We start from the raw sequence: 13,025 nt of genomic DNA, 5'->3' as shown, positions 1-13,025 counted from the left end.
CAAATTATAGCGAATGGATGAGACTGGCTCTCATCTTCCAGGTGGCTAAGGGGTGACACTTTGTCCACAGACCGGCGTAGGAGCGGCTTCAGCCGCGATCGCTGGATCCGCAGCAACGCGCCCGATGGTCGCGATTCGCGGCTGAAGCCGCTCCTACAGTGGTCCACGAGCGGGCCGGCTACCGATACCCGGCCGCCTGCAGCTCGAACAGCTCCGCATAGCGCCCGCCCTGCGCCATCAACTGCTCGTGGGTGCCACTCGCCTCGACCCGGCCGTCGGCCAGCATCAGGATGCGGTCGGCCATGCGCACGCTGGAGAAGCGGTGCGAGATCAGCACCGCGGTTCGGTCGTCGGACAATTCCTTGAAGCGCTGGAACACCTCGAACTCGCTGCGCGCATCGAGCGCGGCGGTGGGCTCGTCGAGGATCATCACCTGCGCATCGCGCATGTAGGCGCGTGCGATCGCGATCTTCTGCCACTGCCCGCCGGACAGGTCGACGCCGGTCTTGAAGCGGCGGCCGATCAACTGGTCGTAGCCGCCCGGCAGCGCGTCGATGACCTCGTCGGCCATCGCCCGGCGTGCGGCGTCCTCGATCCGGGCACGGTCATCCATGCGGTCGATCTGGCCGACGCCGATGTTCTCGCCGGCGGTGAGGTGGTAGCGCACGAAGTCCTGGAAGATCACGCCGATATTGGCACGCAGCGCGTCGATGTCGTATTCGCGCAGGTCGTGGCCGTCGAGCAGGATGCGGCCCTCGTCCGGGTCGTAGAGGCGCGCCAGCAGCTTGACCAGCGTGGTCTTTCCGGCGCCGTTCTCGCCGACCAAAGCCAGCACCTCGCCGGCGCGCAGCTCGAAGTCCATGTGCCGCACCGCCCAGCGCTCCGCGCTGGGATAACGGAAGCCGACGTCCTCGAACACGAAGCCCTGCGCGATAGGGCTGGGGAATGGCCGCGGGTTGTCCGGCGAGGTGATTTCCGGCTCGACCTCGAAGAACGAGAACAGGTCGTCCAGGTACAGCGCCTGCCCGGCCACCTGCGAGAAGCCGATCAGCAGGCCCTCGAGCAGCTGGCGCAGCCGTCGGAAGCTGCCGGCGAGGAAGGTCAGGTCGCCAATGGTGAAGTCGCCGCGCACCGTGCGCCAGGCGATGTAGCCGTAGGCGACGTAATAGCCGAGCGTACCCAGCGCTGCGAGCAGCGCTCCCCAGAACGCGCGCCGCCGCGCGAGCGCGCGGTTGGCGAGGAAGAACTTGTCTGCCAGCGTCCGGTAGCGGTCCACCAGGAAGCGGTGCAGGTTGAAGATCTTCACTTCCTTGGCCGTCTCGACGCTGGCGCCGGTCTGGCGCACGTACTCGAGCTGCCGGCGCTCGGGCGTCCACTGGAAGTTGAGCGAATAGCTCAGCGCACTGAAATGCGCCTCGCCGAGGAAGGCCGGCACCAGCGCCACCGCCAGCAGCACGATCAGCCAGGGCGCGTAGACCAGCAGGCCGATCGCGAAGCTCACCACCGTGATCGCGTCCTGCACCTGGCCAAACAGCTGGCCCATCAGGTTCATGCGGCCCATGGTCTGGCGGCGCGCCCGGTCTAGCTTGTCCTGCAGCTCCGGGTCCTCGAAATCCTCCAGGTCGAGCGTGGCCGCGTGCTCCATCAGGCGCACGCTGGTAGCGTTGGTGAACAGCTCCGAGAGCAGCGCGTCGGCATAGCTCACGATCCGCCCGAGCAGGTCGGAGAGGATCGCCAGGCCGAACTCGATCACCAGCAGCCACAGCAGGTGTTCGAGCTGTCCGCCGCGCCAGGCCTCGCCGATCGAGTCGAAGCCAAGGCCCAGCCCGACCAGCCGGATCACCTCGTCGATGATCAGCTTGCCGATGTAGAGCGTGAGGATCGGCAGGAACGCGCGGATCACGCGCAGGCCGAGGCTGGTCATGCTCAACGCAGGGCTGGTGGCCCAGATCTGGCGCAGGAACGGCGGCAGGTTGCGCATCGCGTCGAAGCGCTCGCGCAGGCTGGGCCGGCTGTCTGCGCGGCTGGGCTTCGGGGCGGCTTTTTCGGTCCCGCGTCGGCTCATGCCGGTATTGTGCATCGCGTCCGTAGCCTTGTCGCGCGGATGGCCGCGGACTGTCACGCCGTCCTGAGGCTGTCATCCCGAGCGCAGCGAGGGATCTGCCTTAGGGCATCATGAGCAGATCCCTCGCTGCGCTCGGGATGACAAGTCCGGCTCCCGAAGCAGGACTGTCCGTTCGCGCGGCGCTGCTGAAGGGCAGCGTGCCGCTGACTCCTACAGCACTTCCGAGGCGTAATCCGCCAGCCGCGAGCGCTCGCCGCGACGCAGGGTCACGTGCGCGCTGTGCGCCCAGTTCTTGAAACGGTCGACCGCGTAGGTCAGGCCGGACGTGGTTTCGGTGAGGTAGGGCGTGTCGATTTGCTCGACGTTGCCCAGGCAGACGATCTTGGTGCCGGGCCCTGCGCGGGTGATCAGCGTCTTCATCTGCTTGGGCGTGAGGTTCTGCGCCTCGTCCAGGATCAGCCAGCGGCTGAGGAAGGTGCGTCCGCGCATGAAGTTGAGCGAACGGATCTTGATCCGCGAGGCCAGCAGGTCGTTGGTGGCCGCGCGTCCCCACGCGCCCCCTTCCTGGTTGTGGGTCAGCACCTCGAGGTTGTCGGTGAGCGCGCCCATCCACGGCGTCATCTTCTCCTCCTCGGTGCCGGGCAGGAAGCCGATGTCTTCGCCAACGCTCACCGTCGCGCGGGTCATGATGATCTCGCGGTAGCGCTGCTGGTCCATGGTCTGCGCCAGGCCTGCGGCCAGCGCGAGCAGGGTCTTGCCCGTGCCGGCGGTGCCAAGCAGGGTGACGAAGTCGATCTCCGGGTCCATCAGCGCGTTGAGCGCGAAATTCTGCTCGCGGTTGCGCGCGGAAATGCCCCAGACCGCGTGCTGGCTGCGGCGGTAGTCGTCGACGATCTGCAGCACCGCCTTGCCTTCGTCGACCTTGGCCACGCGGAACTCGGCGTCGTCGTCGCCGGGCAGGTACAGGTACTGGTTGGGATGCCAGTCGCTGTCCTCGTCGACGGCGACTTCGTAGTAGGTGCGGCCGCGATCGGTCCAGGAGCGCAGGTCCTTGCCGTGGCGCGTCCAGAAGTCTTCCGGCAGCGCGTTGGCACCGGTGTAGAGCAGGCTGAAGTCGTCGAGCGCGCGGTCGTTTTCGTAGTCCTCGCTGACCAGACCGGCGATCGCGGCCTTGATCCGCAGGTTGATGTCCTTGGACACGAACACGACCGGTAGCTCGGGCTCGTCGCGCCGCAGCTGCAGGATCGCGCCGAGGATGCGGTTGTCGGGCGCGACCGCGCCAAACGAGGTCTTGTCCTCCTTCGGCATCGTGGTCTGGAAACGCAGCTTGCCGATGCTCGCCGCGCCGCGCAGCTGCAGGCCGTTGGGGCGCTGGAGCAGCAGGCCGGTCCCGATCTTGTCGCTGCCGTGCGCCTCGATCAGCTCATTGATGAAGCGGCTCACCTGGCGCGCGTTGCGGCTGGCTTCGGATGTGCCCTTCTTGCCGTTGTCGAGTTCCTCGATGACCTGCATGGGCAGGAACACGTCGTGTTCCTCGAACCGGAACAGCGCGGTGGGGTCGTGCATCAGGACGTTGGTGTCGAGCACGTAGACGCGCTTGCCGTGGGTCATCATCGAAATGTTCGCCTCCTGGCGACGGAAAGACGGGCACGGCCGCGCGCCGCCGCGACCTGCGGGGCAGGGCGGCGGTCGGGGCGGTCGGCAATGGGAATCACGTGTGCTGCGCGACCTTCAGCGCATCCAGCACGGCCTGGGCATGGCCGGCGACCTTGACGCCGCGCCACTCGATGGCGAGACGGTGGTCGGGCGCGACGAGGAAGGTGCTGCGCACCACGCCCATCACCTTGCGCCCGTACATGTTCTTCTCGTGGATCACGTCGAAAGCACGGCAGAGCTTCTCGTCGCCATCGCTGACCAGCGCGAAGGCAAAGCCCTGCTTGGCGCAGAAGTTGTCGTGCGATTTCACCGAGTCGCGCGAGACGCCGAGGACGTCCGCGCCCAGTGCGTGGAAGTCCGGCAGCAGCGCGTTGAAATCCAGGCCCTCGGTGGTGCAGCCGGGCGTGGAGTCTTTCGGATAGAAGTACAGCACCAGCCAACGGCCGGCGTAATCGGCGAGCGTGGCGTTGGCGCCACCGGACAGCGCCAGCGGCAGTTCGAGCGTGGACTTCGGGAGGGTCTTGCCGACTTGTGTCATTGCACGTCTATCGTGGCGGCCGGGCGCATCAGAACTTCATCGGATCCATGATCGCGTCGAGGTTCAGGTGGTCGCAGAACTCGAGGAAGTCGTCGCGCAGCGCGGCGATGTGCATGTTCGCCGGCACGCCGATGGTGACCTGGGCCGAGAACATGTCGGCGCCGGTCTGCATGGCGCGGTAGCGCGAGCAGTGCAGGCTCTCGATGGTGATGCCCTGGCGATCGAAGAAATCGGCGAGCTGGAACAGGATGCCGGGCTTGTCGGCGGCCACCACCTCGACGATGTAGGGCAGCAGGTTGGACTGCACGGGCTTGGGGCCCGTGCGGTACCACACCAGCCTGAGGTCTTCCTCGCGCTCGAGCCGGGTGAGCATCGCCTCGAGTTTGGCCACCGAATCCCAGGAGCCGGTGGCGAGCGCGGTCACCGATACGTCGCGGCCGACGGTCGACAGGCGGGTATCGACGAGGTTGCAGCCGCTGTCGGCGATGCGCCGCGACACCGCCAGCAGGGGCGATGCCGGATGCGTCGTGTAGGCGTTGATCAGCAGGTGGTTCTCGTTCGGCGAGGGCCGCGATGCGGTATCTGGATCGGTCAAGGCGGCGTCCGCGACGATGGGTTCCGTGATGGCTCGGGTTCTGAACGGTGGCCCGGGCATGGCCGGGTGCAGTGGCCAGCATACTTGCCCGTGCTTCCGGGCCGCAAGTAACATGCGGGCATTCGAATCATCCGTTCATGCGCCCGGATCCGGCGCTTCGCACGAGACCCCGGCCCTTGCGACTTTCCGGCAGCATCACCGCGCTGGCGACGCCTTTCACGGTGGCGGGCGAACTCGATCTCGACGCCTGGCGACGCCTGCTGCACGCCCAGTGCGAGGCGGGAACGCAGGGCCTGGTGGTCGCCGGCTCCACCGGCGAAGCGACCGCGCTGCTCGACATCGAGTTCGACGCGCTGCTGCGCACGGCGGTTGAAACCGTGGCCGGGCGTGTCCCGGTGCTGGCCGGTACCGGGCAGTCGGCCACCGCGAAAACGATCGAACAGACCCGCCGCGCCGCGGCGCTCGGCGCCGATGCCGCGCTGGTCGTGACGCCGCCGTATGTGCGTCCGACCCAGGCAGGCCTGCTGGCGCACTACACGGCGCTGGCCGATGACGGCGCGCTGCCGGTGGTGATGTACAACGTACCCGCGCGTACAGGCTGCGACCTGCTGCCGGCAAGCGTGGCGGCCCTGGTCGGCCATCCGCGGATCGTCGGCATCAAGGAGGCGGTCAGCGATCAGGCACGTATCGCGGAGTGGCTGGCGCTGCGCACCGACGGCTTCGCCGTACTGTGCGGTGACGATGCCAGCGCGGCGACGGCGATGCTGGCCGGCGCCGACGGCGTGGTCTCGGTCGTGTCGAACCTGGTGCCGGCTGCGATGCGTCGCCTGTGCGATCTGGCCCGCGCCGGCTGCCGTTCGGATGCGGAACAATGGAATGCAGCGCTGGCGCAGTTCCACGAGTTCGCGTCGATCGCGCCAAACCCGATCCCGGTCAAGGCCGCGCTTTCGCTGCTGGGCCTCGGCCATGGTCTGCGCCTGCCGCTGACCCCACTGGCCGACATCCACCAGCCCATGGCTGCGCGCATTGCCGCCGCCGCCGTGTCCATCGAACACAGCCTCCGCGATCAGATCGCGGCCTGAACCTTTTTCCGCAGGAGATTCCAATGATGCGTCATTCCCGCCCTCTGTTCCGTCTGCTCGCGGTCGGCCTCGTCGCCGTTGCCGTGGTCGGCACCAGTGGCTGCAAGTGGTTCCGCAAGGGCAGCGAGCTGTACGCGGCCAGCCCTGAAAGCCGCCCCCTGGAAGTCCCGCCGGACCTCGATCGTCCCGATACCTCGGCGGCGATGGCACTGCCGGAAACCGGCTCGGTCACGCGTTCGGCGGTGGCCGACGCGGGCAGCCCGCAGCCCAACGGCTTTGCCGTGGCCGGCGAACTCGACCAGGTGTACGCCCGCGTGGGCGAGGCGCTGGCGGCAACCGAGGGCCTGACCGTGGTCAACCGCGCCCAGCTGCTGGGCACCTACGACGTCGACTATGGCGACGCCAAGTTCCTGGTCCGCGTCACCAGGACCGACACCGGCGCCTATGTCTCGGCGGTCGATCCGCGCGGCCTGCCGGCGGCGGGCGATCCGGCGCAGCGGCTGATCTCTGCCCTCAAGGCGGCGCTGAGCGGCGGCTGAGGCCACAAATCGGTAACGAAGAAGGCGCCGCGAGGCGCCTTTTTTCTTGATCGGATCGGGGCGGGAGCGGCCGCTCAGCGTTCCAGAAGCGGCAGCTTGTCGGGCTTGCCTTCCCACTCCTTGGCATCGGCCGGCGCATCCTTGCGGGTGGTGATCACCGGCCAGCCCTTCGACAACTCGGCGTTCAGCGCGACGAAGTGCTCCTGGCCCGCCGGCACGTCGTCCTCGGGATAGATCGCGTTGATCGGGCACTCCGGCTCGCACAGGGTGCAGTCGATGCATTCGTCCGGATCGATCACCAGGAAGTTCGGGCCTTCGTGGAAACAGTCCACCGGGCACACCTCGACGCAGTCGGTGTACTTGCACTTGATGCAGTTCTCGGTGACGACGAAGGGCATTTCGCGACGATCCATGGTTTCTGGCGGGATGACCCGCGATTTTAGAACACTCGCGCACCGAACGGTGCGAAGCGTTCGCATTCGCCGCGGGCGGGGTTAGCTGGCCTGTGGAGTGTCTGCCCCGACACAGCAAGCGACGGCGGCAGATGCTCCGTTCCCGTGCGTGCCGCGGACTGACAAAGAGCAGGCCTGAATCAAGTCTGCGGCCGGGGGCCGTCCCGGACCGGGGGTTGCTCCCCGGCTCGGTCAGCCATCCATGGCTGACTCGCCGCCGCAGCGCATCCATGCGCTGCTCTCCGCAACCCCCGCCCCGGAACGACCATTGCCCAGTCACTGGCTTGGCTTCGAAAAAAGCTGGCCATCGAAGCATCGCAACACAGTGGCAGTGAGCTGTGCCCTGGCGACCGGGGGTCGCGGAAAGCAAAACATGGATGTTTTGCGCGCGAGTCAGGGCAGGGAGAGCGTGGATGGCTTGCGCGGCATGCCGCGCATCCACGCGAGCGCCCGGCATGCTGTGCCGGGCCGGACCGCGCAGCGGCCCTGACCGAGCGAAAAGCGACCCCCGGTCGACAGGGCGCGGCGTCCATTCGAAGCCCGGAAGGGGACTTCCGCATCCAACTTCCCCTCGAATGGGAGCGGAAAAGAAAAAAGGCCCGCTTGCGCGGGCCTTTTTTTGAATATGGTGCTCCCTACGGGATTCGAACCCGTGTTTTAGCCTTGAGAGGGCCACGTCCTGGGCCTCTAGACGAAGGGAGCTGGGTGCTGCCTGGGCAGCGCCGGATGGACGTCCGACTGCCCGGCAGTGACCATGAAAGATCACGGGTGCCGGTGCAGCTTGCTAGTATAGCAGCGATACAAGGCTGCCGAATATCAAAACGTCGGCCCCCACCCGGAACCGCCTGGCCTGATGCCGACCTACAAACATGTCACTCCCGCGCTGAGGATCATCCCGCGCGACCAGCACCCCATCTCGCGCCGCGGGATCAGCCCCAACGCACTGCGCGTGCTTTACCGCTTGCACGAGGCCGGCCATCGCGCGTGCCTGGTGGGCGGTGCCGTCCGCGACCTGCTCGCCGGGCTCGTCCCCAAGGACTTCGACGTCGCCACCGACGCCACGCCCGAGGAGGTCAGGCACCTGTTCCGCAACTGCCGCCTGATCGGCCGGCGCTTCCGGCTGGCGCATGTCGTGTTCGGCCGCGAGGTCATCGAGGTCGCCACCTTCCGCGCCAACATCGACGACGGCAGCGGCGATCGCCAGGTGCACGATGGCGGCCGCCTGCTGCGCGACAACGTCTACGGCACCATCGAGGACGACGCGGTCCGTCGCGATTTCACCGCCAATGCGCTGTATTACGACATCGCCGATTTCTCGGTGCGCGACTATGTCGGCGGCTTCGAGGACGTCGGCAACCGTGTCATGCGCCTGATCGGCGATCCGGAGACGCGTTACCGCGAGGACCCCGTGCGGATGCTGCGCGCGATCCGACTGGCGGGCAAATTGCGCTTCGAGATCGCGCCCGAGGCGGCCGCGCCGCTGGCGCCGCTGGCGCCGCTGCTGGCTGAAGCCGCGCCAGCACGGCTGTTCGAGGAATGCCTGAAGATGTTCCTGTCCGGGCACGCGGTGGCCAGTTTCGAAGGCCTCGAGCGGCACGGCCTGCTGCCGGCACTGTTTCCAGAGACCGCCGCCGCGCTGGCTGCCAACCGCAGCGGCGCGCTGCGCCGGATGCTGATCGACGGCCTGCGCAGCACCGACCAGCGCGTGGCGACGGACGAGCCTGTGTCGCCGGCATTCCTGTTCGCCGTGCTGCTGTGGCCGGCCTACTGCCGCGCGCTGATGGCGCTGCAGGCGCAGGGGCTGAACACGGTGGAAGCCGAGCGCCGCGCCGCCGACCGGGTCACGTTGCACCAGCTCAACACGATCGCGCTGCCGCGGCGGTTCTCGCTGCCGATGCAGGAGATCTGGCTGATGCAGTCGCGCTTCTCGCTGCGCCAGCGCAAGCGGGTGGTACGGACGCTGTCGCATCCGCGCTTCCGTGCCGCCTTCGATTTCCTGGTGCTGCGTCGGGCGGCGTCGCCCGCGCACGATGAGGACATCGCGTTCTGGCAGGAGGCGCAGGGCAGTCCGGATGCGGCCATCGCGCACCACCCGCCGGGTGAAGTGGACGCGGACGCCGACGGGGACGCGGACGCGCCGCGCAAGCGTCGCCGCCGTCGCCGCAGCCGCGCCGGCGAATGAATCCCGTCGTCGCCTGCGTCGGCCTCGGCGGCAACGTCGGCGAGGTGGCGCGGACGCTGGCCGACGCGGTGCTCGCGCTGGCCGCGTTGCCCGGCTCGCGCCTGCTGCGGGCCTCGCACGTGTACCGGACGCCGGCCTGGGGGCGGCGCGACCAGCCCGATTTTCTCAATGCCGCCGCCACCCTGGAGACCGTGCTGCGGCCGCGGCAATTGCTTGATGCATTGCTCGAGATCGAACAGCGCTTCGGTCGCGAGCGCGCGGCCGGCGACAGCGGGCGCTGGGGTCCGCGTACGCTCGATCTCGACCTGCTGCTGTACGCCGACGCGGTGGTCGACGAACCGGGCCTGCGCGTGCCGCATCCGCACCTGCACGAGCGCGCGTTCGCACTGGTTCCGCTGGCCGAGATTGCCCCGGATGCGGTGATCCCCGGCCACGCCAGCGTGCGCGCCGCGCTGGCGGCATTGGATGCCGATGGCATCGAGGCGATACCCTAGGCCCATGAACAGCGCCGCAGACAAGCCGATCACCGTTCCCGGACTGGCCGAAGCGCGCCGGGCCGGCCGCCGCCTGGCGATGCTGACCGCGTACGATGCCGGTTTCGCGCGCGTGTTCGACGCCAACGGCGCCGACCTGATCCTGGTGGGCGATTCCCTGGGCATGGTGGTGCAGGGCCATGATTCCACCCTGCCGGTCACCGTCGAAGACATCGCCTACCACACGCGTGCGGTGGCCAAAGTGCTGCGCCGCGCGCTGCTGGTCGCCGACCTGCCGTTCCAGGCCGATGCCACGCCCGAACGCGCGCTGGAATCCTCGACCGCGCTGCTGCAGGCCGGTGCCGGGATGGTCAAGCTCGAGGGTGCGGGCCCGCACAAGCTGGCCGCGATCCGATTCCTGTCCGCGCGCGAGATTCCGGTGTCCGCGCATCTGGGCTTGACCCCGCAGTCGGTGCTGCGCTTTGGCGGCTACAGGGTGCAGGGGCGAGACGCGGTCGCGGCCGAGCAACTGCGCGCCGACTCGCTTGCCGTCGCCGAGGCGGGCGCCGCGCTGCTGGTGCTCGAGTGCGTGCCGTCCGCGCTTGCGGCGGAGATCACCGCCGCCTCGCCGATCCCCACCATCGGCATCGGCGCCGGGCCGCACTGCGACGGCCAGGTACTGGTGCTGCACGACATGCTCGGCCTGGACAGCGGCCACCGCCGCCCGAAGTTCGTGAAGGACTTCCTGGCCGAAGGTGGATCGGTCGCAGGCGCGGTGCGCGCCTATGTGCAGGCCGTGCGCGATGGCAGCTTCCCCGGGCCCGAACACCTCTACTGAGCCCGCGATGATCGAGGTCGCCGATACGCTTGAGGATTTGCGCGCGCGCGTGGCGCGCTGGCGGCGCGACGGCCTGCGGATCGGTTTCGTCCCGACCATGGGCAACCTGCACGCGGGCCATCACTCGCTCGCCAGGCTTGCACGCAGCCGCGCAGACCGCGTCGTCGCCAGCGTGTTCGTCAATCCGACCCAGTTCGGCCCGGACGAGGACTTCGCGCGCTATCCGCGCACCCCCGACCGTGACGCCGGTGGGTTGGCCGAGGCCGGCTGCGACCTGTTGTGGCTGCCGTCGGTGGAAACGATGTATCCCTACGGCGCGGCCAACGCGGTGAGCATGCGCGTGCCCGGAATCACCGACGTGCTGGAGGGCGCGCACCGCCCGGGACACTTCGACGGGGTGGCCACGGTCGTGTCGCGGCTGTTCAACCAGGTGCAGCCGGACGTAGCCGCATTCGGCCGCAAGGACTACCAGCAGCTCGCGGTGATCCGCTACCTGGTGCGCGATCTCGCGTTCCCGATCGAGCTGCTGGCCGGCGACACGGTGCGCGAGGATGACGGTCTGGCGATGAGTTCGCGCAACCAGTACCTGGCTCCGGCCGAACGCGCGCTGGCGCCGGAAATCCACCGCACGCTGCAGGCGATGCGCCAGGCGGCGCGGGACGGAGCCGCGACGGCGCAGGTCGAAGCCGATGCGGTCGCGCGGCTGGGCCGCAATGGTTTCGAGGTCGACTACGCGGCGGTGCGGCGCCTGGATCTTGACGATGCAGGCGAGGCGCAGGGTGGGGCGCGGGTGGCGCTTATCGCCGCGCGCATCGGCACGACGCGGTTGATCGACAACCTGGAATTCGATCTCGACGCCTGAGCCGGGTCGCGCGCGGACGTCCCCCCGAAAGTCTGCAAGCCGGGCCGCGTTGCGCCCCGGAATGTCATCCCGAACGCAGTAGGGGATCTGCGCGACGCCGGCGCATGGGTCTGCCAGTCGGTCAACCCGGCACCGCGATCGCCCTATACTTCGGGGCCGCAAGGCATGCGCATGCGCATGCATGGTTGCAGTTGAATCTGCATCGTCCAATTCCACGCAACAGGCAGGCCGTCCATGTCGGATTTCGCGACCCTCCGTACCCACGCCGAACGACTCTCCGCCACGGCCGTTTCCGCGCTCGTCGGCAACGACGCGGCGCGGGCGCAGTCGCTGTCGCTGCGCGTGGGCCCGCTGTATGCGAACTTCGCGCGCCAGCGCTACGACGCGCCGGCGCTCGATGCGCTGTTCGCATTGGCGGAGCATTCCGATCTTGCAGGCGCGATGCGACGGCTGCTCGATGGCGACATCGTCAACGTCACCGAGGGGCGTGCGGCGCTGCATACGGCGCTGCGCGGGGATACGTCGGATGCGCCGGTCGCGCGCGAAAGCGCCGGGTTCGCCCGCGATGCGCGCACGCGCATGGCCGCGATGATCGACGCCCTGGCCACGGGTGAAGTCACCGACATCGTCAGTGTCGGCATTGGCGGGTCCGACCTCGGCCCGAGGCTGGTGGCCGACGCGCTGGCGCTGGCGGGCGCGCGCTTCCGCGTGCACTTCCTGTCCAACGTGGACGGCAACGCGGCGCAGCGCACGCTGGCCGGCCTCGACCCGGCCAAGACCGCCGCGATCCTGATTTCAAAGACCTTCAGCACCCAGGAAACCCTGCTCAACGGCCGCATCGTGCGCGACTGGCTGGGCGACGACAGCCGCGTGTATGGCGTGAGCGCCAACGTCGAGCGCGCAGCCGCATTCGGCATCGCACCCGAGCGCATCCTGCCGATGTGGGACTGGGTGGGCGGGCGCTACTCGCTGTGGTCGGCGGTGGGCTTTCCAATTGCGCTGGCGATCGGCATGGACCGCTTCGAAGAGCTGCTCGCCGGCGCCGCTGCGATGGATGCACACGCCGCATCCGCCGCGCCGCGCGGGAACCTTGCGGTGTGGCATGCGCTCACCGCGCTGTGGAACCGCAACGCGCTGGGGCTGGCCACGCAGGCCGTGCTGCCCTACGACGAGCGCCTGAAGCTGCTGCCCAACTACCTGCAGCAACTGGTGATGGAAAGCCTCGGCAAGTCCGCGCGCCTGGACGGCGCGCCGCTGCAGGTCGACACGGTGCCGGTGTGGTGGGGCGGCCCAGGCACCGACACCCAGCACAGCTTCTTCCAGGCGCTGCACCAGGGCACCCAGGTGGTGCCGGCCGACTTCATTGGCGTGGTGAACAGCGAGGATGGACACGCCGACAACCATCGCGCGCTGCTGGCCAACCTGCTGGCGCAGACCGAGGCGCTGGCCAACGGCCAGGCCAGCGACGACCCGCACCGCGCCTACGCCGGCAACCGGCCCAGCACGATGATCCTGCTCGATGCGCTGACCCCGCACGCGCTCGGCGCGCTGGTGGCGCTGTACGAGCACAGCGTCTACCTGCAGTCGGTGGCCTGGGGCATCAACGCCTTCGACCAGTTCGGCGTCGAGCTGGGCAAGCAGCTCGCCAGTCGCCTGCTGCCGGCGCTGGAAGGCAAGGCGCAGGCCGACGATCCGGTCACGCGCGTGCTGCTCGACGAGATCGCCGCCCGCCAGTAGGAGCGC

12 protein-coding genes and 1 tRNA gene are annotated in these 13,025 nt (G+C 68.6%); 7 read left to right on the top strand and 6 right to left on the bottom strand.

What is annotated here, in order from left to right; translation table 11 throughout:
- Window positions 1-178 precede the first annotated feature (178 nt).
- From ACW5DW_RS15360 to ACW5DW_RS15345, 4 genes are all read right to left on the bottom strand, one after another.
- Entirely contained in the window at window positions 179-2,065 is a 1,887-nt protein-coding gene (locus ACW5DW_RS15360; protein WP_457020073.1) for an ABC transporter ATP-binding protein, read from the bottom strand.
- Between the two features lie 210 nt (window positions 2,066-2,275).
- The gene (locus tag ACW5DW_RS15355) at window positions 2,276-3,676 is read right to left on the bottom strand and encodes a PhoH family protein (protein ID WP_457020072.1); all 1,401 of its coding nucleotides are present in this window, start codon (window positions 3,674-3,676) and stop codon (window positions 2,276-2,278) included.
- A 100-nt stretch (window positions 3,677-3,776) separates the two neighbouring features.
- The gene (locus ACW5DW_RS15350; RefSeq protein WP_457020071.1) at window positions 3,777-4,259 is read right to left on the bottom strand and encodes a peroxiredoxin; all 483 of its coding nucleotides are present in this window, start codon (window positions 4,257-4,259) and stop codon (window positions 3,777-3,779) included.
- Window positions 4,260-4,287: 28 nt separating this feature from the next.
- Window positions 4,288-4,914 (bottom strand): glycine cleavage system protein R, encoded by a 627-nt coding sequence (locus tag ACW5DW_RS15345; RefSeq protein WP_457020070.1) that lies wholly within the window; start codon window positions 4,912-4,914, stop codon window positions 4,288-4,290.
- Window positions 4,915-5,030: 116 nt separating this feature from the next.
- Here ACW5DW_RS15345 and dapA point away from each other — a divergent pair, with 116 nt between their 5' ends.
- Both dapA and ACW5DW_RS15335 read left to right on the top strand, forming a co-directional pair.
- Window positions 5,031-5,936, top strand: a complete 906-nt coding sequence (dapA, locus tag ACW5DW_RS15340) for a 4-hydroxy-tetrahydrodipicolinate synthase (protein WP_457020069.1) — start codon at window positions 5,031-5,033, stop codon at window positions 5,934-5,936.
- A gap of 26 nt (window positions 5,937-5,962) precedes the next feature.
- Window positions 5,963-6,475, top strand: coding sequence for a hypothetical protein (locus ACW5DW_RS15335; RefSeq protein ID WP_457020068.1), 513 nt, complete (start codon window positions 5,963-5,965; stop codon window positions 6,473-6,475).
- A 74-nt stretch (window positions 6,476-6,549) separates the two neighbouring features.
- Here the strand turns inward: ACW5DW_RS15335 and fdxA are convergent, their stop codons facing one another.
- The gene (gene fdxA / locus ACW5DW_RS15330) at window positions 6,550-6,873 is read right to left on the bottom strand and encodes a ferredoxin FdxA (protein WP_457020106.1); all 324 of its coding nucleotides are present in this window, start codon (window positions 6,871-6,873) and stop codon (window positions 6,550-6,552) included.
- Between the two features lie 680 nt (window positions 6,874-7,553).
- Window positions 7,554-7,629, bottom strand: a tRNA-Glu gene (locus tag ACW5DW_RS15325).
- Between the two features lie 151 nt (window positions 7,630-7,780).
- Between ACW5DW_RS15325 and pcnB the strand changes: the two genes are divergently transcribed.
- From pcnB to pgi, 5 genes are all read left to right on the top strand, one after another.
- Complete coding sequence (gene pcnB, locus ACW5DW_RS15320) at window positions 7,781-9,109, top strand: polynucleotide adenylyltransferase PcnB (protein ID WP_457020067.1); 1,329 nt, start codon at window positions 7,781-7,783, stop codon at window positions 9,107-9,109.
- The gene (gene folK, locus ACW5DW_RS15315; protein WP_457020066.1) at window positions 9,106-9,603 is read left to right on the top strand and encodes a 2-amino-4-hydroxy-6-hydroxymethyldihydropteridine diphosphokinase; all 498 of its coding nucleotides are present in this window, start codon (window positions 9,106-9,108) and stop codon (window positions 9,601-9,603) included. The genes pcnB and folK overlap by 4 nt, the downstream gene beginning before the upstream one ends.
- 4 nt (window positions 9,604-9,607) lie before the next feature.
- Window positions 9,608-10,420 carry a 3-methyl-2-oxobutanoate hydroxymethyltransferase gene (gene panB, locus ACW5DW_RS15310; RefSeq protein WP_457020064.1) on the top strand — a complete coding sequence of 271 codons (813 nt, stop codon included), beginning with the start codon at window positions 9,608-9,610 and terminating at the stop codon, window positions 10,418-10,420.
- 7 nt (window positions 10,421-10,427) lie between these two features.
- A complete protein-coding gene (gene panC / locus ACW5DW_RS15305; protein ID WP_457020062.1) occupies window positions 10,428-11,282 on the top strand; it encodes a pantoate--beta-alanine ligase in 855 nt (284 codons plus the stop codon).
- Between the two features lie 234 nt (window positions 11,283-11,516).
- Window positions 11,517-13,019, top strand: coding sequence for a glucose-6-phosphate isomerase (pgi, locus tag ACW5DW_RS15300; RefSeq protein WP_457020061.1), 1,503 nt, complete (start codon window positions 11,517-11,519; stop codon window positions 13,017-13,019).
- Window positions 13,020-13,025 lie beyond the last annotated feature (6 nt).

This window comes from Luteimonas sp. A482 (assembly GCF_054072655.1).
This window is presented reverse-complemented; position numbering and strand designations above follow the sequence as displayed.

What these genes read in the sequence shown, in the direction of transcription:
- ACW5DW_RS15360 (WP_457020073.1), bottom strand. Translation starts at nt 2,065, where the DNA reads ATGAGCCGACGCGGGACCGAAAAAGCCGCCCCGAAGCCCAGCCGCGCA.
- ACW5DW_RS15355 (WP_457020072.1), bottom strand. Translation starts at nt 3,676, where the DNA reads ATGACCCACGGCAAGCGCGTCTACGTGCTCGACACCAACGTCCTGATG.
- ACW5DW_RS15350 (WP_457020071.1), bottom strand. Translation starts at nt 4,259, where the DNA reads ATGACACAAGTCGGCAAGACCCTCCCGAAGTCCACGCTCGAACTGCCG.
- ACW5DW_RS15345 (WP_457020070.1), bottom strand. Translation starts at nt 4,914, where the DNA reads ATGCCCGGGCCACCGTTCAGAACCCGAGCCATCACGGAACCCATCGTC.
- ACW5DW_RS15335 (WP_457020068.1), top strand. Translation starts at nt 5,963, where the DNA reads ATGCGTCATTCCCGCCCTCTGTTCCGTCTGCTCGCGGTCGGCCTCGTC.
- fdxA (WP_457020106.1), bottom strand. Translation starts at nt 6,873, where the DNA reads ATGCCCTTCGTCGTCACCGAGAACTGCATCAAGTGCAAGTACACCGAC.
- pcnB (WP_457020067.1), top strand. Translation starts at nt 7,781, where the DNA reads ATGCCGACCTACAAACATGTCACTCCCGCGCTGAGGATCATCCCGCGC.
- folK (WP_457020066.1), top strand. Translation starts at nt 9,106, where the DNA reads ATGAATCCCGTCGTCGCCTGCGTCGGCCTCGGCGGCAACGTCGGCGAG.
- panB (WP_457020064.1), top strand. Translation starts at nt 9,608, where the DNA reads ATGAACAGCGCCGCAGACAAGCCGATCACCGTTCCCGGACTGGCCGAA.
- panC (WP_457020062.1), top strand. Translation starts at nt 10,428, where the DNA reads ATGATCGAGGTCGCCGATACGCTTGAGGATTTGCGCGCGCGCGTGGCG.
- pgi (WP_457020061.1), top strand. Translation starts at nt 11,517, where the DNA reads ATGTCGGATTTCGCGACCCTCCGTACCCACGCCGAACGACTCTCCGCC.